21 protein-coding genes are annotated in these 25,141 nt (G+C 63.1%); 11 read left to right on the top strand and 10 right to left on the bottom strand.

The genetic code is table 11. From position 1 onward, the window contains the following. Positions 1–83: 83 nt before the first annotated feature. Entirely contained in the window at positions 84–1,658 is a 1,575-nt protein-coding gene (locus FJ548_RS13685) for an NAD(P)/FAD-dependent oxidoreductase (RefSeq protein WP_140778105.1), read from the bottom strand. A gap of 118 nt (positions 1,659–1,776) precedes the next feature. Here FJ548_RS13685 and FJ548_RS13680 point away from each other — a divergent pair, with 118 nt between their 5' ends. The 6 genes from FJ548_RS13680 (at position 1,777) to FJ548_RS13650 (ending at position 12,587) form a co-directional block, all read left to right on the top strand. Beyond that, on the top strand, positions 1,777–2,568 hold the full coding sequence (locus FJ548_RS13680; protein ID WP_140778104.1) for a cyclase family protein: 792 nt from the start codon (positions 1,777–1,779) through the stop codon (positions 2,566–2,568). A gap of 303 nt (positions 2,569–2,871) precedes the next feature. Continuing rightward, positions 2,872–4,443: an NAD(P)/FAD-dependent oxidoreductase gene (locus FJ548_RS13670; RefSeq protein ID WP_140778103.1), complete on the top strand. Its 1,572-nt coding sequence runs from the start codon at positions 2,872–2,874 to the stop codon at positions 4,441–4,443. After that, the gene (locus FJ548_RS13665) at positions 4,443–4,925 is read left to right on the top strand and encodes a MarR family transcriptional regulator (RefSeq protein WP_140778102.1); all 483 of its coding nucleotides are present in this window, start codon (positions 4,443–4,445) and stop codon (positions 4,923–4,925) included. Before FJ548_RS13670 ends, FJ548_RS13665 begins: the two co-directional genes overlap by 1 nt. Before the next feature lie 105 nt (positions 4,926–5,030). Beyond that, positions 5,031–7,184, top strand: coding sequence for an indolepyruvate ferredoxin oxidoreductase subunit alpha (locus FJ548_RS13660; RefSeq protein ID WP_140778101.1), 2,154 nt, complete (start codon positions 5,031–5,033; stop codon positions 7,182–7,184). Further along, positions 7,177–8,757 carry an indolepyruvate oxidoreductase subunit beta family protein gene (locus FJ548_RS13655; RefSeq protein WP_140778100.1) on the top strand — a complete coding sequence of 527 codons (1,581 nt, stop codon included), beginning with the start codon at positions 7,177–7,179 and terminating at the stop codon, positions 8,755–8,757. The genes FJ548_RS13660 and FJ548_RS13655 overlap by 8 nt, the downstream gene beginning before the upstream one ends. A gap of 419 nt (positions 8,758–9,176) precedes the next feature. Continuing rightward, positions 9,177–12,587: an acyl-[ACP]--phospholipid O-acyltransferase gene (locus FJ548_RS13650; RefSeq protein WP_140778099.1), complete on the top strand. Its 3,411-nt coding sequence runs from the start codon at positions 9,177–9,179 to the stop codon at positions 12,585–12,587. Between the two features lie 123 nt (positions 12,588–12,710). Here FJ548_RS13650 and FJ548_RS13645 read toward each other — a convergent pair whose 3' ends face one another. From FJ548_RS13645 to FJ548_RS13605, 9 genes are all read right to left on the bottom strand, one after another. Further along, the gene (locus FJ548_RS13645) at positions 12,711–13,949 is read right to left on the bottom strand and encodes a DUF1501 domain-containing protein (RefSeq protein WP_140778098.1); all 1,239 of its coding nucleotides are present in this window, start codon (positions 13,947–13,949) and stop codon (positions 12,711–12,713) included. 34 nt (positions 13,950–13,983) lie between these two features. After that, positions 13,984–15,483, bottom strand: a complete 1,500-nt coding sequence (locus FJ548_RS13640; protein ID WP_140778097.1) for a DUF1800 family protein — start codon at positions 15,481–15,483, stop codon at positions 13,984–13,986. A 72-nt stretch (positions 15,484–15,555) separates the two neighbouring features. Beyond that, entirely contained in the window at positions 15,556–15,834 is a 279-nt protein-coding gene (locus tag FJ548_RS13635; protein WP_140691227.1) for a hypothetical protein, read from the bottom strand. A 110-nt stretch (positions 15,835–15,944) separates the two neighbouring features. Then, complete coding sequence (locus FJ548_RS13630; protein ID WP_140765116.1) at positions 15,945–16,403, bottom strand: periplasmic heavy metal sensor; 459 nt, start codon at positions 16,401–16,403, stop codon at positions 15,945–15,947. Next, the gene (locus FJ548_RS13625) at positions 16,400–16,852 is read right to left on the bottom strand and encodes a hypothetical protein (protein WP_140613351.1); all 453 of its coding nucleotides are present in this window, start codon (positions 16,850–16,852) and stop codon (positions 16,400–16,402) included. Before FJ548_RS13625 ends, FJ548_RS13630 begins: the two co-directional genes overlap by 4 nt. 119 nt (positions 16,853–16,971) lie before the next feature. Then, the gene (locus tag FJ548_RS13620) at positions 16,972–17,508 is read right to left on the bottom strand and encodes an RNA polymerase sigma factor (RefSeq protein ID WP_140778096.1); all 537 of its coding nucleotides are present in this window, start codon (positions 17,506–17,508) and stop codon (positions 16,972–16,974) included. Positions 17,509–17,553: 45 nt separating this feature from the next. Beyond that, positions 17,554–17,982, bottom strand: coding sequence for an acid-shock protein (locus tag FJ548_RS13615; RefSeq protein ID WP_140765112.1), 429 nt, complete (start codon positions 17,980–17,982; stop codon positions 17,554–17,556). A gap of 222 nt (positions 17,983–18,204) precedes the next feature. After that, the gene (locus FJ548_RS13610; RefSeq protein WP_140613248.1) at positions 18,205–18,393 is read right to left on the bottom strand and encodes a DUF2158 domain-containing protein; all 189 of its coding nucleotides are present in this window, start codon (positions 18,391–18,393) and stop codon (positions 18,205–18,207) included. Positions 18,394–18,546: 153 nt separating this feature from the next. After that, entirely contained in the window at positions 18,547–18,984 is a 438-nt protein-coding gene (locus tag FJ548_RS13605) for a VOC family protein (RefSeq protein ID WP_140613249.1), read from the bottom strand. A gap of 607 nt (positions 18,985–19,591) precedes the next feature. On the opposite strand from FJ548_RS13605, the gene FJ548_RS13600 reads away from it, so the two are divergent. The 5 genes from FJ548_RS13600 to FJ548_RS30150 form a co-directional block, all read left to right on the top strand. Further along, complete coding sequence (locus FJ548_RS13600) at positions 19,592–20,815, top strand: integrase family protein (protein WP_140778095.1); 1,224 nt, start codon at positions 19,592–19,594, stop codon at positions 20,813–20,815. 195 nt (positions 20,816–21,010) lie between these two features. Next, a complete protein-coding gene (locus FJ548_RS13595; protein ID WP_210242666.1) occupies positions 21,011–21,271 on the top strand; it encodes a helix-turn-helix domain-containing protein in 261 nt (86 codons plus the stop codon). A 153-nt stretch (positions 21,272–21,424) separates the two neighbouring features. After that, the gene (locus tag FJ548_RS13590; RefSeq protein WP_140778094.1) at positions 21,425–23,905 is read left to right on the top strand and encodes a hypothetical protein; all 2,481 of its coding nucleotides are present in this window, start codon (positions 21,425–21,427) and stop codon (positions 23,903–23,905) included. 431 nt (positions 23,906–24,336) lie between these two features. Beyond that, positions 24,337–24,918 carry a hypothetical protein gene (locus FJ548_RS13585; protein ID WP_140778093.1) on the top strand — a complete coding sequence of 194 codons (582 nt, stop codon included), beginning with the start codon at positions 24,337–24,339 and terminating at the stop codon, positions 24,916–24,918. Further along, the coding region (locus FJ548_RS30150) for a hypothetical protein (protein WP_210242664.1) at positions 24,915–25,141 on the top strand (227 nt) is incomplete at its 3' end. The genes FJ548_RS13585 and FJ548_RS30150, both read left to right, overlap by 4 nt.

The following is a 25,141-nucleotide window of genomic DNA, read 5'->3' as shown; positions in this document are numbered from 1 at the left end:
TCGCGCGGCAGTGTCAGTTCGTTGGTTCAGGCTTCGTGGGCAGCAGCGCCTTGCATTTCGTCGCCTCTATGAAATCGTCGAGCCTACCTCCCGCCAAGCTGTTGCGCGAGCATGAAGCCCGACGCCGCGCCCGTGCCTGCACCTGGCCACGTCGCGGCGCCCGTGAGATGCAGATTGGCGACGGGCGTGTTCCAGCCGGAATAGCCGCGCGCCGGGCGAAACAGGAAATTCTGCGCCAGATGATGGCTGCCGCAGATCTGGTCGCCGCCAACGAGGTTCGGGTTTTCGCGCTCGAGGTCGATGGGCGAGAATACCGCCCGGCCAAGGATTTTCGCGCGCAGGCCAGGCGCATAGGTCTCGATGATGTCGAGCACGCGGTCAGCATAGGCTTCCTTGACCTCATCCCAATGCGCGGCCGCGATCGTGGCCGAAGCATCGCCGAGGATGTCGGCGGGCAGCATGCGCACCTGCACCCACAGCACATGCCTGCCCGCGGGCGCGCGCGACGGGTCGATCGCCGTCGGCTGGCCGACGACCAGCACCGGCTCGTCCGGCAGCATGCCCGCCATCGCCTGCTGATAGGTGCGCGACATGGCGTCAGGCGAGGGCGACAGATGGACATAGGCGAACTGGCGAAGCTCGGCCCCCGCGCTCCAGTCCGGCAGATCGTCGAGCGCCAGGTGGATCATCATCGTGCCCGGCGCATGGCGGAATTTCTGCATCGCCGTGTCGAAGCCGGCGTCGCCCGAACCATTGGGCAGCAGCTTGCCGGTCAGCGCCCTGGGCGCGACGCCGGCAATGACCGCCCTGGTCGCCCTATGGGTCTCACCGGAAGCCAGCCGCACGCCGATTGCCCTGCCGCCGGAAACCGTGATCTCGGCCACCTCGGCCCTGGTGACGATCTTGCCGCCGGCTGACGTCACCATGCCCGACAAGGCGCGGACGATGGTGTCGGCGCCGCCCTTGCCCAGCACCATGCCGAAGCTCTGGTTGGCCATCGATTCCAGATAGGGGAACACGGCGCCGCCTGCGATGTCGGGCGCGAAGTCGAGATGCATCCCCCAGGTGGCGAGTGTTGCACGCACATGCGGCGACTCGAAATTTTCCTCGAGCCAGGCGCGCGGCGATGACAGCAGCAGGCGACCCGTATCGAGCGCGCCGGACATGCCTTTCCTGCGCCACAGGTTCCAGGCCGTACCGGCAAGCGCGCGGGCACTCATCGGCGAGCCCAGCAGGCGAAACAGATGCTCGGCTTCCGCCGGAAACCCCGCGACCAGCCTGCGCCATGTCGCGGCATCGGCGGCGGAGAAGGCAGCCATGCGCGCGGCTGTTTTCTCCAGGTCGTTGCTGACGCCGAACCAGCGTCCGTCCGGGAAGGCGCTGGCGAAACAGTCGGCGACCGGCGCGAACTCCAACCCTTGCGCTTTCAATTCATTTGCATATTTCCGGTGGAAGGCCGAGCCGGCAAACAGGCTCAGATTCATCGCCCCGAAATCGTGGCGGAAACCGGGAAGGGTGAATTCGCCGGTCTGGACGGCGCCGCCGACCGCCGCGTTGCGTTCGAAAACGCCGGTTTTCCAGCCTTTGAGCGCCAGATGCGCGGCGCATGCCAGACTGTTGTGGCCCGCCCCGACAAAGATGGCGTCGAACTCGCTCACGCCCCGGTCCCATTTCCTTTATGCTTAAAGATAATTGCAGATGCATATGTTTTCGTCTAGTAGGATAATAAGGGCCGAGACGAGCCTTGATCATCACCGGAAAGAGGGAACAGAGACCATGGACACGCAAAAACTCCTCGGCGAGGTCGCCGGCCAGCTGCTTTCAGGCGCCATCAAGGTGGTCGACCTGTCGGCGCCGCTCGGACCCGACACGCCGTTGATCAAGCTGCCGCCGGAACTCGCCGTCGACACGCCGAAGGTCGAGATCCACACCATCTCCGCTTATGACAAGAACGGCCCGTGGTGGGCCTGGAACTGGCTGAAGCTCGGCGAGCATTCGGGCACGCATTTCGATGCGCCCAAGCACTGGATCACCGGCAAGGATTATTCCGACGGCGCCACTGACACCATTCCGGCGCAGAACTTCGTCGGCCCGGTCAATGTCATCGACTGCTCCAAGGAGGCCGCGGCCGATCACGACTTCCTGCTCACGGTCGACCACATCAAGGCGTGGGAAGCCGAGCATGGCGCCATCAACTCCGGCGAATGGGTGGTGATGCGCACCGACTGGTACAAGCGCAACGGCTCGGAAGCCGAATTCCTCAACGCCGACGAGACCGGTCCGCACACGCCCGGCCCGACGGCTGAAGCCATCCAGTATCTGATCAGCAAGGACATCAAGGGCTGGGGCTCGGAGACCATCGGCACCGATGCCGGCAAGGCCGGCGGAATGGAGCCGCCATTCCCGGCGCACAGCCTCATGCATAAGGCCAACCGCTATGGGCTCGCCAGCCTCTGCAATCTCGATCAGTTGCCGCCGAAGGGCGCGATCCTGATCGCCGCGCCCCTCAAGATCGAGCACGGCACCGGCAGCCCGATCCGCGCTCTGGCGCTGGTATCGGGAAAGTAGAGCGAGCGGTCTTCGGGAGAAGATCATGCGCGCGGGTGATGTCACGATGAGGGGCAGCAGGGGATGGCAGGCTGGTGGCGACGCCACTCTACGGCGCCGCCCTCTGTCCTGCCGGACATCTCCCCCTCAAGGGGGGAGATTGGCAGCTTTGGCGCCTCACTTGTCCCTGCGACGTTGGAGATTGGCGAAAGCGGTCGCGACGTCCAATCTCCCCCCTCGTGGGGGAGATGTCCGGCAGGACAGAGGGGGGCGCGAAGGAACGCTACCTTGCCCTCCTAAATCCCGCTCCCCAGAGAACCGTCGATGACCTCCCCCGATCACATCATCGTCGGCAGTGGCATCAACGCGCTGGTGTGCGCGGCGATGCTTGGCGGCAAGGGGGCGAAGGTGCTCGTGCTGGAACGCAACGACCGCATCGGCGGCTGCATGCGCACCGAGGAGATCACCGCGCCCGGCTTCACCCACGATGTGATGGCGACGACCTTCGTGCTGTTCATCACCTCGCCGGCTTTCGCAGCGCTTGGCGCCGACCTTGCGCGGCACGGTCTGGAGTTCTGCCACACCGCCACGCCGACCGGCGTGCTACGGCCGGACGGCAGTCATGCGGTGCTCAGCACCGACCGCGCCGCCAATGTCGCAGCACTCAACGCAATAGCTTCGGGTGATGGCGACCGGCATGCCGAGGATGTCGGCGGCATCGAGCGCAATGCCGGCCTGTTGTTTGGCCTGCTCGGCGGCAGCTTGTGGTCCTATCCGACGGCAAAGCTGCTGGCGGGCGACGCCTGGCGGCGCGGTCCGCGCGGCCTTGCCGCCTTCCTTGGTGAGGCCCTGGTGCCGGCGCGCGGCTGGCTGGAAAGCACTTACCGGTCCGAAACCATCCGTGCGTTCTGGGCGCCCTGGGTGCTGCATGCCGGGCTCGGCCCGGAAGATGCCTTTTCCGGTCAGATCGCCAAGGTAATCGCCTTCGCGCTGGAGGCGGCAGGCGCGCCGATCGTCAAAGGTGGGGCGAAGAACCTGCTGTCGGCTTTCGAGGCGCTTATCATCGAGCGCGGCGGCGTCATTTCCACAGAATCCGACGTTGCCTCCATCATCCTGGCCGGCGGCCGCGCCACCGGCGTGCGGCTGGCCTCGGGCGAGACGGTCCATGCGAAAAAGAGCGTCATCTGCTCGGTCACGCCGACGCAGCTCTATGGCCGCCTGCTCGGCACGGATGCTCCCAAAGCCGATACCGAGGCGACGAAGAAATACCGCTACGGCAAAGGCAATTTCCAGATCCATTACGCCCTCGACAAGCCGCCGGCGTGGCGCGGCGAAGGGCTGGACAAGGTGGCGCTGCTGCATCTGACACCCGGGCTGGATGGCGTCTCGAAAGCCTGCAACGAAGCGGCGCGCGGCATGCTGCCCGAGGTGCCGACCATCTGTGTCGGCCAGCCGCACGCGCTCGACCCGTCACGTTGCCCGGAGGGCAAGGCGATCCTGTGGCTGCAGCTGCCCGAGGCGCCACGCCATATCAAGGGCGATGCCGCCGGCAAACTGCAGGCGCCGGCCGACGGGCAGTGGACGACCGAGTTGCGCGAGGCCTATGCCGATCGCGCCGAGGTGTTTCTCGCCAGCCATATTGACGGCTTCAGGGACAGCATCATCGCGCGCCGTGCCTATTCGCCGGCCGATCTCGAAGCGATGAACATCAATCTGGTCGGCGGCGACCCTTATGGCGGTTCCTCGACCATCGACCAGTCGTTCCTGTGGCGGCCGTTCAAGACCAGCCGCAACCACCAGACCGGCATCAAGGATCTCTACCATATCGGCGCCTCGACCCATCCGGGTGCCGGCCTTGGCGGCGGCTCCGGCTTTCTCCTGGCGGGGAGGCTGTGATGGAACAGAAGCTTGGCGAAAAGCGCCAGCGCATTTCGACCCTCGGTCAGATCGGCCTGCAGCAATTCGCGCCCTATCTCATGAACCGCATCATGGGCCGCTACAACGCCACTTTGCGCGACGATTTCCGCAAGCAGGGCCTGACCATTTCGCAGGTGCGCACGCTTGCGGTGCTGTCGGTGGCCGACGGCGTCACCGTCAACGACCTCTCGGTCTACACCGTCATCGAGCAATCGACCTTGAGCCGCACGCTCGACACGCTGGAGGGCCAGGGGTTCGTACGGCGCGAGCAGGGGGTCGCCGACAGCCGTATCCGCCACGTGTTCCTGACCGACGAAGGCCGGGCCGAGTTTACCCGCGCCTGGCCGGCCATGCATGACGCGTTCGAGGCGATGTTCGACGATGTCGACGATGCCGAATACGCAGCACTGATCGCGACGCTGCAGAAGATGCTGAAGAACATTCGCAAGCACGACATCTGATGCATGTCGCCCAAAAGTGGACCCGGTTTTGGGGAAACGACATGCATAAACAGGGACTCTAGATTACGCGCCGCCGGCTGTCGGCGGCAACGGAAGGAGGCAGAGATGGCCGAACGGTCTTTTGCCAAGGAAGTCGAAAAACTCAGGCTCGGCGCCGGCGAGGAATTCGCTGGCGAGGGCATCCTCGCCATCACCAAGGCGCTGCTGCAATGCGGCGTCGGCTATGTCGGCGGCTACCAGGGCGCGCCGATCAGCCATCTGATGGACGTGCTGGCCGATGCGCAGGACATTCTGGGCGAGCTCGGCGTGCATTTCGAGGCCAGTGCGTCGGAAGCGACCGCCACCGCCATGCTGGCAGCATCCGTACATTATCCGATCCGGGGTGCCGCGACCTTCAAGTCGACGGTCGGCACCAATGTCGCCTCCGACGCGCTCGCCAACCTCGCCTCCGGCGGCGTCACCGGCGGCGCGCTGATCATCGTCGGCGAGGACTATGGCGAGGGCTCCTCGATCATGCAGGAACGCAGCCACGCCTTCGCCATGAAGAGCCAGGTCTGGCTGCTCGACCCGCGTCCCAACCTGCCGTCGATCGTCAAGGCGGTGGAAGACGGCTTCGAACTGTCCGAGGTCTCCAACACGCCGGTCATGCTGCAGGTGCGCATCCGCTGCTGCCATGTCCATGGCCATTTCATCGCCAAGGACAACAAGCGCCCGCCGATGAGCGTGGCCGATGCGCTTTCGGCACCGCGCCGCGACACGGGCCGCATCGTTCTGCCGCCCGCCTCGTTCCTGCACGAGAAGGAGAAGGTGGCGAAGCGCTGGCCGGCGGCGGTGGAGTTCATCGCCAAGAACAAGATCAACGAATTCTTCGGCTCGGATCATGGTTCGGTCGGCATCGTCATGCAGGGCGGCATGTATAATTCCGTCGTCCGCGCCCTGCAGCGTTTCGGCCTCGCGGATACCTATGGCGAGACGGACGTGCCGCTCTATGTGCTCAATGCAGTCTATCCGCTGATCGACGATGAGTTCCTGTCCTTCTGCGAAGGCAAGCAGGCCGTGCTGGTCGTCGAGGAAGGCCAGCCCAACTACATCGAACAGGCGTTTGCCGCGATGCTGCATAAGGCCGAGCGCGGCACCAGGCTGGTCGGCAAGGAGCATCTGCCGATGGCCGGCGAGTATACCGGCCAGGTCATGCTCGACGGCATCGGCGCCTTCCTGCGCGCCGAGGCGCCGCATTTGCTGCCGGGTGAGGTGCGTGCGCCCAACAAGGTCGGCGAGGGGGTCGACACCGCTGATCTGATCAACGTCGTGCCGGGTCGTCCGCCGGGCTTCTGCATCGGCTGCCCGGAGCGGCCGATCTTTGCCGCCACCAAGCTGGTCGAGCAGGAACTCGGCAAGCATCACATCGCCTCCGACATCGGCTGCCATTTGTTCTCGATCATGCCGCCCTTTGAACTCGGCGCCACCACCATGGGCTATGGGCTGGGGCCGGCCTCGGCCTCGGCGTTCAATTCGCCCGATGCCAAGCGCCGCTCGATCTCCTTCGTCGGCGACGGCGGCTTCTGGCACAACGGCCTGACCTCCTCGATCGGCAATGCGGTCTTCAACAAGAATGACGGCGTGATCGTCATCGTCGACAATTTCTATTCCGCCGCGACCGGCGGGCAGGACATTCTGTCATCGCGCGCCGGCAACAAGACCAAGTCGACCAAGCATCCGATCACCGAGGCGGTGAAGGGGATGGGCGTCAAATGGCTGCGCCATGTCGACCGCACCTACGATGTCGGCAAGATGCAGGACACGTTGCGCGAAGCGCTGACGACGGAGGAGAAGGGGCCGAAGGTCATCGTCGCTTCCTCCGAATGCATGCTCAATCGGCAGCGCCGCGAAAAGCCGCTGGTCGACAAGGCGATCAAGGGCGGCGAGCGCGTGGTGAAGCCGAAGTTCGGCGTCGACGAGGACATCTGCACCGGCGACCATGCCTGCATGCGGCTGTCCGGTTGCCCGTCGCTGTCGGTGAAGTCGCTCGATGATCCGCTGCGCGACGATCCGGTCGCCAGCATCGACCAGAACTGCGTCGGCTGCGGCAATTGCGGCGAGGTCGCGGACGCCGCGGTGCTGTGCCCATCCTTCTACCGCGCTGATGTCGTGCACAACCCCAGCCGCTGGGACCGGTTCGTGGAATCCGCGCGCCGTGCCGCGATCAATCTGTTGCAGCGCCGCCGCGAAAGCCGGCGCCTGACCTTCGCCGATGCTTGACCAGGCCCCACCCCTGCGCCCGAAGGCGGGCGCCACCGAAGACGAACGCGTCATCAAGCTGGCCGTGCTGGCGGTTGGCGGGCAGGGCGGCGGCGTGCTGGCCGACTGGATCACCGACGTTGCCGAACGCAATGGCTACGTCGCGCAATCGACTTCGGTCGCCGGCGTCGCCCAGCGCACCGGCGCCACGATCTATTATATCGAAATGGCTCGCGACACTGGCCGGCTGCCGGTGTTCGCGCTGTCGCCTTCGCAGGGCGATGTCGACATCCTGATCGCCGCCGAACTGATGGAAGCCGGCCGCGCCATCATCAGGGGCTTCGTCACGCCCGAGCGCACGACGCTGATCGCCTCGTCGCACCGCATCGCAGCCGTATCGGAAAAGATCGAGCCGGGCGACGGCCGGGCTTCTTCGTCCAAGGTGCACGCGACGGCCGAGGCCGCGTCCAAACGCTTCATCGCCTTCGACATGGAAGAGATCGCCGCCGACAACGGCTCGATGATCTCGGCCAGCCTGCTTGGCGCGCTGGCCGGATCCGACGCGCTGCCGTTCGCGCGCGAAAGCTATGAACAGGCGATCGGTGCCGGTGGTCGCGGCGTCAAGGCGAGCCTCGCCGCCTTCGGTGTCGCCTTTGATCGTGCGCGCGGCACGGCGGCGCCGGCGCCAAAGCCGGCTGAGCCGGCGATTGTCGAATCCGCCTTGGGGGCTGGGCGGGTCAGTGGCCCGCGAAACCTGCTGCAGGGCTGGCAGGCGCTCGCCGCCCGTATCGACCTGAAGCCCCTGGCGGTGCGCGACATGGCGCTCAGGGGACTCAGGAAGGTCGTCGACTATCAGGACATCGCCTATGGTGGCGAGTATCTTGACCGGCTGGACAAGGCCGTCGCGCTGGACAGCGCCGACCATGCCCACGCGCTGTCCATCGCCGCCGCCAAGCATCTGGCCAATGCAATGTGCTACGACGACATGATCCGCGTCGCCGACCTGAAAACACGCTCGACGCGTGACAGGCGTGTGCGCCGCGAGGTCGGCGTCAAGGGCGGCTCGATCCTGCAGGTGACCGAATATTTCCATCCCCGCATCGAGGAGTTCTGCGGCACACTGCCGGCGGGGCTGGGCAGCTACATCGAGAACCGGCCGAAACTCGCCGTCTTCCTCGACCGTCGCATCAATCTTGGCCGGCGCATCCGCACCGACAGCTTTGCCGGCTTTGCCGCGCTGTGGTTCATCGGCGGCCTGCGCCGCTGGCGCCGCCGGCTGCTGCGCCACAAGGTCGAGACCGCGCATCTTGAACGCTGGTACACGCTGGCGATTGGCTACGTGCAGGCCGACTACGCACTGGCCGTCGAAATCCTCAACTGCCGCCGGCTGATCAAGGGCTACAGCGACACCCATCTCCGCGCCCAGTCGAAATTCGACCGCGTGCTGTCGGCGCTCGACATGCTCGAGGGCCGTACCGACGCCGCCGACTGGATCCGCCTTTTGCGTGAGGCCGCCTTGAAGGACGAAAAAGGCGACATGCTCGACGGCGCACTGAAGACGGTGGCGACGTTGGATCAAAATCCCGTCGATTGAGGCGTGCCAACAGTGCCGTACGGCTCTGCACCGATGTGCGCAGCGCGCCAAGGCTTAAGCCTTGGCTGCGCTTCCAGTTCTCCGGGTAGCCGGGATTCTCCAATCCACAATCCGCCATCGGGCCTCACTGAACGATTTTGAACGTCGTTCACTTTCCCCTTGAACAATGTTCATGATATGGTAGAGTCCGATCGTGAACATCGTTCATCTCAGGGAGGTCGAAATGTGGAAGCAGCCTCGTATATATGCCGGCCAATCAACGGCCCGGTCAAATGCCGGGGGCCGAAAGCCACGGATGTGAATTGAGCGCAGCAAGGAAGTTTAACCAGCTCACTGATATTGCTGGGATCGAAACAGCGCCTGCAACCCGCAGGGCCCTCTGGCGAACAGCCACCGGGTTCCGCCAAATGGACATCGCCATGAACACTCATCTCATGTTGTCGCGGCGCTTCGCGCCTCTGTTCTGGACGCAGTTCCTGTCCGCGTTCAACGACAATTTCCTCAAGAACACGCTGGTGTTTCTGATTCTCTTCACCTTGGCCGCCGACCAGGCGGCCTCGCTGGTCACGCTCGCCGGGGCCGTCTTCATGGCTCCTTTCCTGCTCCTGTCGGCCCTGGGCGGCGAGATCGCCGACCGGTTCGACAAGGCCCTGATCGCCCGCCGGCTGAAATTCGCGGAGACCGCCGCCGCTGCAGTCGCCGTCATTGGCATCGCGCTGTCGTCGATCCCGGTGCTGATGACGGCATTGCTCATGTTCGGCATCATCTCGGCGCTGTTCGGACCGATCAAGTATGGCATCCTACCGGATCATCTCGAGCGCAAGGAATTGCCACGCGCCAATGCCTGGATCGAGTCGGCGACCTTCGCCGCCATCCTCGGCGGCACCATCGCCGGCGGCGTCGTCTCGGCCGATGGCATCGGCGTCTGGATCTTCGGGCCGATCATGATGATCCTGTCAGTCGGCTGCTGGTTCGTCAGCCGCTACATCCCTTCGACGGGTTCGGCTGCTCCCAGCCTTGTCATCGACAGGAACATCTTTCGCTCGACCTGGCGCCAGGTCAGCGAATTGCGCACCGATACACGCATCTGGCGCGCCGGCCTGATGACCTCCTGGTTCTGGCTGATCGGATCCATCATCCTTTCGATCCTGCCGACGCTGGTCAAGGATTCGCTCGGCGGCGGAGAAATCGCCGTCACCGCCTACCTCGCCGTGTTCGCCGTCTCGATCGCTATCGGTTCGGCCATTGCCGCATGGATGTCGCAGGGACGTGTCGTGCTCTTGCCGGCCCCGGTCGGCACGGCGCTGCTTGCACTGTTCGGCCTCGATCTGGCCCGGGTCATCTGGAGCATGCAGCCGTCGCCGAGGGCCGAGACACTTGCCCTGTTCTTCGCCGGGCCAAACACTATCCATGTCGCCATCGACCTCGCCGGCATGGCCATCTCAGCAGCCTTTCTCGTGGTGCCGACCTTCGCCGCCGTGCAAGCCTGGGCGCCCGAGGCGCGCCGCGCCCGCGTCGTCGCCGCCGTCAGCATCGTCAATGCCGGCTTCATGACTGTGGGCGGCATACTGGTCGCCGCGATCCAGGCCGCGGGCGTTTCCACTGGAGGCATTCTGTTCGGCCTCGTCGCGGCCAACGCGGTCGCTGCCTGGCTGATGCTGAAATTCTTGCCGACGAATCCGTTTCGCGACTTCGTCTCCATCCTCTTCCGCGCCTTCCACCGCCTGGAGATCGAGGGGATGGAAAACCTCAAGGCGGCCGGCAAGGCACCCATCCTGGCGCTCAACCATGTCAGCTTCCTCGATGGCCCGTTGGCGTTGACGCTGACGGATGAAGAACCGGTCTTCGCCATCGACTACACCATCGCGCAGGCCTGGTGGATGAAGCCTTTCCTGAAACTGACCCGCGCGCTGCCGCTCAATCCGGCCAAGCCGATGTCGACCCGCACGCTGATCAAGATCGTGCAGAATGGCGATCCGCTGGTCATCTTCCCCGAAGGCCGTATCACCGTCACCGGCAGCTTGATGAAGGTCTATGACGGCGCCGCCATGGTGGCCGATAAGACCGGCTCGATGGTGGTGCCGATCCGCATTGAAGGGCTGGAGAAAAGCCCGTTCTCGCGGCTGACGTCGCAGCACGTGCGCCGTCGCCTGTTCCCGAAGGTCAAGGTAACCATACTGGAGCCGGTCAAGCTTGAAGTGCCGCCGGAACTGAAAGGCCGCCAGCGCCGCGCCGCGGCCGGTGCGGCACTTTATCAGGTCATGTCGGATCTCGTCTTTCGTACCCAGGATATCGACAGGACGGTGCTGGAAAAGATCATTTTGACGGCGAACGAACGCGGCATGAAACGGCTCGCCGTGCAGGACCCCGTCACCGGCTCGCTGAGCTATGGCAAGCTGCTGACGGCGGCGGCCGTGCTTGGCGAGAAATTCGAGACGCTCTATGCCGGCCAGCGGACGCTCGGCATCATGCTGCCCAACGCCAACGGCTCTTGCGCCACGCTGCTTGGCGTGATTTCGGCGGGCAAGGTGGCGGCGATGATCAACTTCACCGCCGGTGCGGCCAACATCCTGTCGGCCTGCAAGGCGGCCGAGGTGCGCACCGTGCTGACCTCGCGTGCCTTCGTCGAACAGGCCAAGCTTGGCGCCGTGGTCGAGGAGATGGGCCGGTCGGTCGACATTGTCTGGCTGGATGACCTGCGCGCCACCATCGGCCTCAAGGAAAAACTGCTCGGCCTTTTGCGCAAGAGCACGCCGCGCGTTGCCCGCAAGGCCACCGACCCGGCGGTGATCCTGTTCACCTCCGGGTCGGAAGGCACGCCAAAGGGCGTGGTGCTCACCCACCGCAACATCCTGGCCAATGCCGCGCAGGCCGCATCCCGTATCGATTTCCACTCGGGCGACAAGGTGTTCAACGTCCTGCCGATCTTCCATTCCTTCGGCATGACGGCCGGCACGGTGCTGCCGCTGATCTCGGGCGTGCCGATCTTTTTCTATCCGTCGCCGCTGCACTACCGCATCGTGCCGGAACTGATTTACGCATCGAACGCAACGATCATCTTCGGCACCGATACGTTCCTCAGCGGCTATGCCCGCACCGCGCACCCGTACGATTTCCGTTCGATACGCTATTGCTTTGCCGGCGCAGAACCGGTCAAGGCGTCGACGCGCATGACCTATATGGAAAAGTTCGGCGTGCGTATTCTCGAAGGCTATGGCGTTACCGAGACCGCGCCGGTGATCTCCATCAACACGCCGATGTACAACCGTTCCGGCACCGTCGGCAAAATCATGCCTGGTATGGAGTATCGTCTTGATCCGGTGCCTGGAGTCGACGATGGCGGGCGGCTCTATGTACGTGGACCAAACGTCATGGCGGGCTATCTGCGCGCCGAGAAGCCGGGCGTGCTCGAACCTCTCCCGGACGGCTGGCATGATACCGGCGACGTCGTCTCCATCGACGAGGGGGGCTTCATCACCATTCGCGGCCGCGCCAAGCGTTTCGCCAAAATCGGCGGCGAGATGATCTCGCTCGCCGCCGTGGAGGCGCTGGCGGGTGAATTGTGGAAAGGCTCGCTGTCGGCGGTCACTTCCGTGCCGGATGCACGAAAGGGCGAGAAGCTCATTCTCATCACCGAGGCTCCCGGCGCCACGCGCGCCGAGTTCCTGAACTTCGCCAAGGCGAATGGCGCCATGGACCTGATGGTGCCCGCCGAGGTGCGCGTGGTCCAGAAAGTGCCGGTACTCGGCTCCGGCAAGCTCGACTTCGCCGGCGTGACCAAAATGGTGCGTGGAGAAGATATACCTATCGTCGACGTCGAGGCCGCCTGACCGCCAGTGACGCGAGACTACGCCGCGCGGGATCGCGGCGTCGCTCGACGCCGATCGTTGACGAAAATGTGATCGGCCATGCTGCGAACCGCTCCGGGAACGGAGCGGGATTTTATGCAGCGATCACGTAACGAGATCCCGCATTGGCTTCACTGCCGACGACTCCGGAAACACCTTGTCAGAAAGCAAGGCGGCGGAAAGACCGAATTGGTCGGCGAGCAGGCCCTTCAGGACCTCTCTGACATCGCTAGTCGGTGCAAGATCGCGTTGCTCATAGAGCTGAGCCGGCTTCAATCCCGGCCAGTCGGCGATGACGCGACCGCCCTTGATCGCGCCGCCCGCGAGCAGCACCACCGTGCCGGTGCCGTGATCGGTGCCGACCGTGCCGTTAATCTGCGCCGTGCGCCCGAACTCGGTGATGGCGACGATCGCAGTGTCCTTCCAGCGCTCGCCAAGCCCCTTCTCGAATTCCTCGAACGCGCCGTCGAGGCCACCGAGCAAGGTGGCAAGCCGGCCGGTCGCGCCGCCCTCATTGACATGCGTGTCCCAGCCGTCGAAGGCCAGGGCGGCGACCCGCGGTCCGTCATCGGCCGCGATCAGCTTGGCGGCACCTTGTGCGGCCTGCCGCATGCCGGCGGCGCTGTCGAGGCCGCCCTTCGGGTTTATCGCCTTGGCACCCATCTGGTCGTCGAGCGCCATGCGGTCGGCATCAAGACCTTTTTGCAAGGCCACCGCCAGCGCGGGATCGCGATGCTGATAGAGGTCGAGCACCCGTGCCGCTAGGTCATGGGCCGGAGCCGGCAAGGATTGCGGCGCCCAACCGAGCACCGGAGCCGCACCGCGGATCACCAGCGGTGTCGAAGGCCCGACGGCCAACCCGCCGAGCGTCGCGACGCGGTCGCCGGCCGGCAGGCTCTCGAGCGCCCGGTTGAGCCATCCGGTGGCGACATGGCCTGGACCGGCATAGCCGCTTTCCAGCACATCCTGCCCGTCGAAATGCGAGCGTTCGCGGTAGCCTGTCGCGGCCGCATGCACCACCGCAGCCTGCTTATCCCTGAACAGCCGCGCGAACACCGGCATCGCCGGATTGACCGCGAAGAAACCATCGAGCGGCAGCGCCGCGTGCGGGCCGGTGAGCGACAGCGCGATGTCGCCGTGCAGGCCGGCATAGTCTGGATCGCCGACCGGGCCGACGGCCGACAGGCCGTCGAGCGCGCCGCGCAGCACGATGACGATCAGGCGCGGGTCGCGGTTGTCGGCGGCACGGGCGAAGCGGGGCAGATAGGCCCAGGCGAACAGCGCGCCGCCGGTCATCAGCACGGCGCGGCGGGAAGGATGAGGTGTTTCACACAGCAGGCTCATGACTTTGTCTCCATGGGAGTTGTCCGCGCTGGCGCTATCGTCGCTGGAATTCGGGCGCCATCAGCAGCAGCGCCAGGCCCTGTTGCCTGGATTCGGCGCGGGCGACCGCTTGCCGCGTCTCCGGCGAGGCGGAGGGCCCGATGATGGCGTCGAGCATGTCGTTGGGATTGCCGATGTTGTTGACCTGGCCGGCCGCCTGCCAGGCGATGTCGAGGCGGATCTTCATGCCTTCGGCCGACGCCCAGCTGTCTGTCTGGTCGGAGAAGCCGTTCGGTCCCGGCGGCTGCCAGAGCGGCTCGCCCAGCGCGCTCAGCCATCTGAGCGACTGGCCGGGAGCGTTCGCCGGACCGGGGCCGGCTGCTCTGCGGATAGCGGCGACGTAGTCGAAGGGCGAACGCATCTTGGTCAAGGGCATCGACCACGCCTCGGGCATGTCGATGAGCGTCGCCGCCAATGCCCTGAGATTGCCATCGCTCCTGGTGAACACCTTGGCGAGACGCGCGACCGCCGCCGGTGGCGGCTCGTCCGATATGAAGTGTCGGGCGAGGTTGGTGGCGATGTGCTGCGCCGTCGCCGGATGGCGGGCGATGTCGCTGAGCGCGGCCTCGGCCTGGCCCATGCCGGCGGCCGGATAGGTCTTGCCCAACAGCACCGCGTCGCCAGGCTCATGTGCGTTGGCGTTGAAGACCGAACTGCCGGGCTCGCCAAGCCGTCCTTCCCGTCCGGCCATCATCCAGCCGGTCAGGATGCGGGCGAAGCTGGTGACATCGGCTTGCGTGTAACCGCTGCCGACACCCAGCGTGTGCAGTTCCAGGATTTCGCGGGCGAGGTTCTCGTTGAGACCGCGCTGGCGCTTCCTGCCGGCGCGGGAGTCCGGGCCGATCGACTGCTGGTTGTCGAGATAGAACAGCATCGCCGGATGCCGCTCGACCGCCATCAGCATATCGGCGAAACGGCCGAGCACGAAGGGACGGATCGCTTCCCGCTCGAAGGCGCCGGCGCTGGCCCGCACGATCGGCCCCTTTGCCGCCGAGACACAGAAATGGTTAGACCAGAAATAGACAAGACGTTCGACGAAGCCGACCTCGGCTTGCAGAGCTTTGTCGAGTCGCGCCTTGGCCTCGGCCCGGAACAGTTCAGCCTCGACCCTCGGCACCGCCGGCTTTGCGGAGGGCTGTGCTGGTGGCATCTGCGATGCATCGGTCATCTGCGATGCATCGGCTTTGGCCGTCCGCTCTGCCATGAGATTGCGCTCGAGCTTGCGCTGCATCGTTGCCGCCATGCTGGCCTGGATGGCTGAGGTGCTTCCCTTCAGTCCCGCATGGGCAGGATCGTCGAGCGATATCAGGGCAATGTCGGGCGCCTTGAGTTCAGCCCTCAAGGCGGCGCGGGGATCGCCGGCAAGTTTGTCACGGCCTCCCGGTCGCGCGCCCAGTCCAAAACGATTGAACGCAACCAGGATCTCGTCTTGCGTGGTTTCTGGGCCCGGAACAGCCAAGCTGAACCCTCCATTTTTCGGAGCGCATGTGGCCATGCGGGCTCCGGTCAAACCCATCCGGCGTCACCGGTGGAGGGGGCCAGGCATTTGCGCCTGGCCCAGAACCGCCTACCAGCGGTGCCAGCGATGCCAGTGGCGATGCGGGTGCCAGACGTAGAATGGGCCATGCACATAGTGCGGCCGCACCACGACACGGTTCGGAACGCAACGGCCCCAGCGGTTCGGGTGCCAGCCGATCCCGCAGCCCCAGCGGACACGCTCTACCAGTGCGGGCGTCCCCGGTTGGGTGACGGATACGATCGGCATGGCGTTGGAGGTGGCGGCGGTAGCGAATGTCCCGCTAACGGCAAGGCCGGCGGCGGCGGCATATTTTATCAGACGGTTCATCATTGAACTCCGAGTGCTTCGAGTTGAAGATGTCCGGCCCGCAACAAGCGGCCGGACAGGCTTGACCCTTCAATTCGTTAAACGGCGCCGGAGGCTTTTTCCGTCGGTCTTCATGGCGATTTTTTTGGCGCGCTGGCCGCCCGTTGCACGTGGCGCAGCAGCGCTGTCGCCAGGAGGCTTCGATTTTGCGGCGATGTATTCGCCGCAAAATCGACGATGGCCTGTTCAAGTCGCGTACGTACCGTCAAGTCGGCGTTGCGCGCCCGCTCCAGGGCGGCGGACAAAGCCGCCGTATTCACGACGGGCTGCTGCAACAGGTCGGCAGCCTCCTGCCTGGCCTGCTGACCGTCCAGAATGACCTGGCGGGATTCCATGCGGACCTGGCGCAGCGCCTTGCGGAATGCCTTGCGGTCCTGTTCCGGAAGCCTTCCGCCGGCCGTTTCCAGCGAGTAGCCCGCGCCTGCCCTGGCATTTCTCAGCCACGCCGCACCGCTGATAAATGCGCCTGCAAGAAAGACGTTCAGCACAACCGAGACGATGACAAGGCGGCGGACCCAACGCGTACTCATAGATTTTCCTCGCCATTGTCGGCATCCGCGCCCGCATCGCCGAAGGCCGTCGCATTGGCGTCGAGCACGTAGTGGTCGGGCTGGGCTTCGGGTGTGACGACGGTCACCAGGGCCAATCCGGCCACCGCACCGGCCAGGCCGATGCCGGTAAGTCCCAAGCCCAGCCACCAGAACCGCTGACGCCGCCGCTGGACGAGGTGCCGGTCGGCGACGCGCAGGATGCTGCCGTGCAGCGCCTTGCCGGGGGGCTGGACGCTGTAGCTGTCGAGCAGGGTGTCGAGTGTGCCGGCATGTCGCGAAATGGCTTGGCCCGCCTCGCTTGGAGCAAAGGCCGCGGCGGCTTCGCGCTCCGCTTCCGGCCAGCGACGCAAATCGCCGCCATAGGCTTCGGCCAGCGCCGCGAAGCGCTTGGCATCCATTGCCGGGCCGTCTTCGATGTCTTCAGTCATTTGCTTTCCCCTTGCCCCTTGGCGCCGCGTGCTCACGCGGGTTGGAAACGACAGCGACCCGCCCCCACCGGACGCCCGCAAAGCGCGATGAATGTTCGGCATCCATGGTCGCGCCTTTGTCAGTCATGGACGCTATCCTTGGCCAGAATCGTCTGTAGGGCCCGCCGGCCGCGCGAAAGCAGGCTCTCCAGGGCATCGATGCTGATCTCCAGGGTCGCGGCCGCCTCGATATTGGACATCTCCTGATAGTAGACCAGGATAATCGCTTCGCGCTGGCGTGGCGCGATCGCCTGCAAGGCGTGCTCGACCCGATGCGTCTCTTCCCGGGAATCGGGAAGCGGGGCCGGATCCGCCACGTCCGGCAAATCGTCGGTCACCCATTCGCGGCGCCGGCGCAGCCGGTCGTAGCAAAGGTTGAGCGTCACCCGGTGGATCCAGGTATCGAAGCGCGCACCGCCGCGCCGCCAGCTCGAGGCATGACGCCAGATCCGCACGAAGGTTTCCTGGGCGACATCCTCGGCCTCCGCCGTGTCGCCCAGCATGCGGGCGGCCAGCGACAGGATGCGCGGCAGCTTGCGCGCGACAAGCGTCCGCACCGCCGCGGGATCGCCGGCCCCGACCCGACGGACCAACTCCTCGTCCGGATCGGGGCTCATCTGCCGGCGTACTCCCGATGTTCATCACGCGTCATGGCCTCTTGGTCATTGCTCCGGCTTGGGAGCGGATTTGTGGCCTGGCATCTCGTCGGCCTTGAGGACGCCGTCGCCATTCTTGTCCAGTCTGGCGAAGCGCTTGGCGAAGAACGCGTCGAGCTCGGCGCGATCGATGAACCCGTCATGGTTCGAATCGATGCGCGAGAAGGATTTGGCGGGGTCGCCCTTGATGTTGCGCTTGGCCTGGAAGGCCTCCCACTCCAGCAGGCTGATCTTGCCGTCACCATCCGTGTCGGCGGCCATGATCGCCTTCTCCCGCCGCTTCTGGAACTTGGCCAGCGTAAGGTCGGACTTGGCCTTGGGCGCGACAGCCGGCGGTATGGCAGGAGCGGGAGCAGGGGGCTGCGTCGCCGTCTGGGCAAAAGCTGCCACGGTCGACAGGCTCAAGGCAGCGGCAAGGATCGAACGGCGTATCATGCTCTGGCGTCTCCGGTTGGGGCGTCGGCCACGGCCCGTGCCATGGTCACGCTTCAAGCGTTAAACGCCGCGGCGAGAGAAATCCGTCGGTCGCCTGTGCCGCCTGTTCCGATTTGTCGGCAGTGGCGGTCGGTGTTGGAACGGTCGCCGTAACACGGCGCCCGACGCGATCTGAATCCACGCCAGGCAAGGCCACTATTGTTGGTGGCGGTCGGGCTGGGATTATGTGGATTGGTCGGCGGCCACCAGCTGGTCCGATTTGAAGCCCGCATGTTGCGGGGTCCAGACATCGCCCTCACGGTTGAACCAATGGCACATATACGTGCCGGAAGCCGCGCCGTCGCTGACCGTCATCTTCGGACCTCCCGACTTCAGCCTGACGACGTCTCCGGTCTTGAAAGTGTTGGACATTTTGGGCCTCCATGCTGACGCCGGGAGTTTCACATCAAACATGAGTCTCGACAATGGCGGATATGCGTGGCGGGGCGTCGCGATCCTTCGCGCTCGATCCTGATCCTCAGGGGGTAGCCGGCCCCGCTCGCAGGCCCTGTCGTCGTATCGCGCTCAGTTGAGTTCTTGGGCGAGTCCGATGAGAAGCCCTTCGGGCCCACGAATGTAGCAGAGCCGATAGACGTCTTTGTACTGGACGACTTCGCCTACGAGCTGCGCGCCGCGTTTGCGGAGCCGTTCAAGCGTGTCGTCGATGTCATCCACGGCGAACATGACGCGGAGGTAGCCGAGAGCGTTGACCGGGGCGTTGCGATGATCCGCGACGGCAGGCGGCGTGAGGAAGCGGGAGAGCTCAAGCCGGCCGTGGCCGTCCGGCGTGCGCATCATGGCAACCTCGACGTGCTGATCGCTCAGCCCAGTGACACGTCCGGACCATTCTCCTTCGATCGTGGCCCGCCCTTCGAGCTCAAGGCCGAGCTCGAGAAAGAAAGCAATCGTCTCTTCGAGGTCATCGACGACGATGCCTATGTTGTCCATACGTCGGAGCGCCATGTGTTCAATCTACAAGGCGTGGTCTGGGCCGTAAACTCATAAAACCGCTTGCCAGATGAGCAAATGGTGATTCATGGCTCCGGCGGGCAGCCTTTTGATGCGTCGCCGGTTTGAGCCGACGGATTTTGAGTGGTCGCTAATCGAGCCATTGCCGCCGCAAAGGAGCCGGGCATGTATTCGCGGCTCTTCGCGGCTCTTCGCGGCTCTTCGCGGCTCGATGGCTATGCGCTCCTCAGCGGACAGGTCCGCGCGGTCCGGTGCGCGAGTGTCGTCGTCGATGAGGTTGGAAAACTCGGTCTCTTGGGCAGAAGGCGCAGGCTGGAGTCTTTTCCGTTGCGGTACAAATCCGGCGAGGCGATCAGCCAAGGTGAGTTTTGGTGCCGCTTAGGTGACTCGAACACCTGACCCCATCATTACGAATTAGCTCCACACACGAATAACGTGTTTTAGAAATAAGGCGGACATCCGATCAACTACGTTGATTTCACTAGCTTTTGTGGCGAGGTCCATATAACTTTCCCTGATTGTAAAACAACCTAGGGTAGTGCAAATAAGGTGGTTTTCCTTATTTGCAAATCGACCCGGAGGTCCAACCAGGGAGAATGTCATGTCGCGTATCAAGCTTACGGAACGGGTTATCGATCGTTTGGCGGCACCCGATCCGAGTGGCAAACAAGTGCTGCATTGGGATGCAGATCTAAAGGGCTTCGGCGTCTTGTGCTCGGGCGTCACCAACACAAAAACATACGTGGTCCAGCGCACGCTCCCTGACGGACGGACGCGCCGCGTTACCGTCGCAGCTGCGAACGAGATGACTCTGGCAAAGGCCCGTGAAGAAGCTGCCGACGCGCTCGTTGAACTGCGCAAAGGTCGGGATCCGAAAGTTCGGTCAGTCACGCTGCAATCCGCTCTCGACACTTATATCAAAAGGTACAAGGCAAGCCTCAGCGAAAATACCCAAGCCAACTATAAGACAATGATCGAGCGGCACTTGGCAAAGTGGCTGGACAAGCCGCTTACCTTCATCACGCGGGAAGCAGTCGAAAAACGCCATGCGGAGATTGCTAGCGAAGTCGCTGCGTCGCGCCCCGGACGAAAAGGCGAGACCAGTGCCAACGCCGTTATGCGAACGCTCAAGCTGCTATGGAATGATGCTCGCCACCAAGACAAGACCCTGCCCGAAAACCCGGTGCTGTTAAAGAAGCTGTGGTTTGAAGAAAAACGGCGCGAACGAATTGTCGAAGCTGCCAAGCTGTCCGACTTTCACAACGCAGTTATCGCGCTGCCCAACCCCATTGCGAGGGACTATATTCTCTTCGTCCTGTTCACCGGCCTGCGGCGGCGCGAAGCGGCCATGCTCAAGTGGGAGCATGTCGATTTCGATCTCAAGCTGATCCGGATTCCAGCTGCCAATACCAAGGCAAAGCGGAAGCTCGACCTGCCCATGACGGACTTCGTTCGAAATCTTCTTGTCGCGCGCCGAAGCGTCGGCAAGGAACCAAGCGGCTTCGTCTTCCCATCCCACGGCAAGAAAACCGGGTACATCGCTGAGCCGAAGTTTCCGCTTGATGCTGTCGGAAAAGCCTGCGGCGTCACCGTCTCCGTGCACGATCTACGCCGCACGTTCATCACCGTGGCAGAGGAGACTGAGATCAGCCCTATGGCACTGAAGGCACTGGTCAATCACTCACTCGGAAAGGACGTGACCGAAGGCTATGTCCAGATGAGGGTTGAACGCCTCCGCGCGCCCGCTCAAAAAGTTGCGGACAGCCTAAAACAGCTATGTGGCATCATCCCGATCGATGAAGAAAACGTCGTGGCGATGGCGTGAGTAAAGGTTCTGCTTGTGGGTTTTATTTTGCGCCCCTATTGTAGCGGTGTCCGTAGGCTACCTGCTGAGGTGGCATAGGGCCTTCGGGGTCGTTCCCGTATATACGACCCATCCAAACGACAGGCTCTCGTGTGCAACATGCGCGCGAGGGCTTTTTGTTTTGTGCCCCTCGCGTCCTTGGCGAAAGGATGCCCAATGGAAGTAAACCTGCATCTCGATAAACGAGCAGAAGATCTTGTCGCCGCCGTGGCTGGTGATGACGAGGATCTTTTGAATACGGCCCAAACAGCAAAGCTTCTGGGCGTCAGTGTGCAGTGGCTTGAGATCGGCCGCACGCGCGGCTATGGGCCGCCATTCATTCGCATCGGGCAGCGGAACATCCGCTATCGCCGCGACAGACTTCGCGATTGGCTCAAAGAGCGAGCCGAGTATCGTTCGACGCGCGACTACGCTTGAGCGCCAAAAAAGCCGGACCTGTTTGAGCAGGACCGGCGTTATAAATTTGGCACTGAAGCAAGAAGGAGCCAAGGTGTCGTGCGGATCGACCTTGGACCAACTCCCCCACAATATAGCCGCTCCAAAATAACCAGTAAATACTGAAGCCGGCTAATGAATTTTTCGAAGCTCCGCCCGGTTGGCGCTCTCAAATTCAGCTACGATTCAGATGGACTTGTGCGCGATGATCGCGACAACTTCATCACGCTTGTCGTAGCAGCGACGATTACCGCCCATCCAGAAGGAACTGATGATGGAAAGCTGCTTGGCCATGCAACGGCATGGGTCCGGGAGCAAGTTGACCTCAGCGCCACGCATAAGGGCAAATGGCAGCTAAGTGACGAGAGTCAGCTTCAGGCATTCTTGCGTCGCAAGATCGCCTACGCGCTCCGGAAAGAGACAAAAATCCGGGCCGGCAAAGGGAAGCGCGGTCTTGTTCCAGGGATTGCGCCCGACCGGCGCTCCGATCCAATGACGCCCTATGCGGCGACCGAGACGTTGCGACGCGAGTTGAGTGGCTATCTGAAAACTCTGCCTTTCTGGAATCCTGTCGAGCAGATGGACGCATTCCTAGCCGAAGGGCCTTCGACTGAAGCCACAGTTCCACGGCTTCTCGTGGCGGGCGCTGCTGGGCTTGGCAAGAGCACGATGCTGCTCGAATTGCTCGCCGACCTGTTCAGGGTCAGCACGGCCCGAGGCGACGTGAAGCGCCGTGTCTTTTACCTCTGCCCGACGATCGAGCTATGCGAGGAACTGGCCCTTAAGTACAGGGCAATGGGCGGGCGCAGTATTGTGATACGTGGCCGTACACACGGGCTGGCAAAAGACCCTGATAACACGCCCTGCCTCAAGCCGCGCGACGTTGAGACCGCCGCCAGCGCCGGCCTTTACATCCAAAGCTCGCTTTGCAAGAGGTACGATGAGGAAACCAAAGCGCTTCATCTGTGTGAGCACTACGAAAACGGTTGCCGCTACTACGCGCAGGCCGATGAAAGCGCAGACCTCGTTTTCATGACCCATGACATGGCAATGGTGACGCTTGACGAGGAACTGTCCGGCAAAGCCGACCTACTCATTATCGACGAATCCATCCTCAGCAAGCTGACCAGCATGGGCGGCGGCATTGCATTCGATGACATGCTGCACAGCAAGCATCTGACGCGCCTCCATGCAGCCCTCACAGCCGATCCAATAGCCGACCCGATCCAGACGCTCATTGCTATGGGCATCACGTGGCAAGACCTGCGTGACGAGCAAGTCGCGATGGAGGAATCCGACAAGGCGGCGAGGAGCAATGTCGCCTATCCGGGTATCGACAGCGCAAAGCTGACCAAAAATGCCGCGGCCTTCAAGAAGGAGCGCAGCAAAGCAACCACCATACGCATGCTGCGAAATCTCAAAAACGAGATGAAAGCAGGGCGAGCGGACGACACACGATCCTTCACCTACGCGCCGGAAGTGAAGGTTGCGGCGACCGATAAATCTCCGGCTCATACGACCAAGCTGGTATTCCTGCAGCACCGACCGAAGGTGAAGCTGCTTCGGCAGGATTTGCCAGTCCTGATGCTCGACGCAACCGGCGACGTTCGGTTGATGGCGTACAGCTTCCCTGGCATCGAAGCGGTCACGATAGAAGCCGAACGCAACGCGTATGTCATGCAGACCACCGGCAACAGTGGCGCGATGGGAAAGATCGGAAACACAGCGACCGACAAATATCGCGAGGAGGTGGCGCACGCCGCGCGCGAAATGACGGATAAGCGTGGGCCGCGCGGTCTTGTCGTCGCGACGAAGGAATCACTGGAACTTGGCTTGCAGCGGATGCTTCCCGAGGGAGTTGATGTCATCTACTTCGGCAACCTGCGGGGCATCGACAAATACAAGGATCGCGATTGGGTTCTGATTGCTGCTCGCATGCAGATCAGGGCGGCGGAGGCGGAGCGATATGCCAAAGCCTTGGCTTATGACGGAATGGAAGCTCTGTCGTGCCCGGGACACTACACGGAAGCCCTGATTGGCTACGATTTAGCTGATTATGAAGATAGGCAGGGCATCCATGCCGTCCGGCATATCGATCCGCTGGCTGAAGCAATACGTCGGCAGTTCACCGAGGCAGAAAGCGTTCAAGCAATTGATCGGCTTCGGCTGGTCTTCCGGGGTTACAGCGGTGACTTGGCCAGCCAGTCCGCGCAATGGCTGAGACCTGGCCCAAGCGCGTTCATTTGCATTCTGTCTGAGGTGCCGTTGCCGGGCATCATTGTTGATGAGCTGGCGCCATATAAAGAGGTTGTCGGGCGGACAGGCGAAAGAGGCGGTGGTGGAGGCCCCGGCAGCCGATTAAGAAAATGGTACAATGAGCTTGGCAATGTGCTCCCAATCCAGAAGCGGAAGTGGCTGGCGCAGCGCTTTGGCGTGAGTGTTCGCGCGGTAGACAACACCATCGATGACTTCAAGAAACGGGGCGATGGAGATTTCAAGAAGCTGCTCGGAGCGGTGCCCGTGTACGTGCAAGGCGTGACGCCGGGAACCGTGTGGGCCTCGTCGCGCCAAAGGGCGCTTGAATTCAGCGATGAGTGGCAGGAGCAGGCGCGGTAGTCCCGAGCCCGGGAAAACACTGCAAACCCTATAAGTGTACATATAGCTTTTGCAGTGTTTTTGCGCTGCTGGGATTATTGATCCGCATTCGCTTCTGGAACAGGGGAACACACGCGAAAAACTCAGGCGATGAAGAATTCCGAGCGGTAGCCCCTATTTTTATGCGCGCAGCCTCGCGCCGCATGCATAGCGGCAGCGCCCTCCGGCACCAGCGCCGAAAAGCCGCGTCACAGGTCGATTTTCATTATTACTAAAGCGTGTGGCACCATAACGCGCTGTAAATGTTCAGCTTTACGCATCACAGCAGCTAATATACAGTTAGCTTTATCAGTTGAATTGAAGCAAAACAAGCCCGGCGATAGCTAACCGATAGTCATAGGATAGCTACGGGGAAGCGAGTACTTCGTTCATAGAAAGCTAGCACTTCGCCAATGGACGATAATCATCCCACGCCGCGCCGCCACCGATCATCAAGGACCCGCGTCACCAACGGCAAGGAAATCCTGCCCGGCATCGATGGGCGGTCGCGATGGGCGCGGCGCTTGCATGACTTGATGGCAGCCCACGTTGCCGACCTCGGCGGCCCCGGCAAGGTCAGCCAGTCGCAGCTCAGCCTGATCCAGAACGCTGCAACCACGACGATTATCTTGGAAAAGGCGCAGCTTGCCTTCGCGGAAGCCGACACAATCAACTACGCCGACTTGATAGCCTTTCAAACGACGCTCAACTCCTTGCGCCGCACCTTCGAAGCGCTCGGCCTTGACCGCGTTGCACCACGACGCGCCGATCTCTCAACCCTGGACTTGAGTGAGCTCGATCCGACGGAGCAGCAACGCTTCAGGATGTTCCAACACAAGATGGAGGAGTTCGGGGCGCACAGTCTGAACGAGGATCAGGCCAAAGAGATGTATCGGCTGCTGGCGAAAATTGCGGGCAGGGGCGTCGGCCCTTCCTCTACGGATATCACTCCTATCGAGCGCCCCTACCATGAAATCGACTGGACAAGGCGATGACCCACGACATGCGAGCAGGCGACATCATAGCATCGCGGCGCGGGCACAATTGGATCGTTGTCGCGGTGATCGAGAATGGTGCTCCCATCGATCTCCCCGCCGGACGCCACCTGCTTCTAGTCAGGGCTCATGACACCGCAACCGGGACTGAATTGCTGCTGACGCTTCGGCCCGAATCTGACCTTCGGAAAGGCCATAGACGCAACGATTTCGAAGTCGGATA

Source organism: Mesorhizobium sp. B2-4-17, assembly GCF_006441275.1.
In the GTDB taxonomy this organism is placed as follows: Bacteria; Pseudomonadota; Alphaproteobacteria; order Rhizobiales; family Rhizobiaceae; genus Mesorhizobium.
The sequence above is the reverse complement of the archived record's forward strand: the minus strand, read 5'-3'. Positions and strand labels throughout refer to the sequence as shown.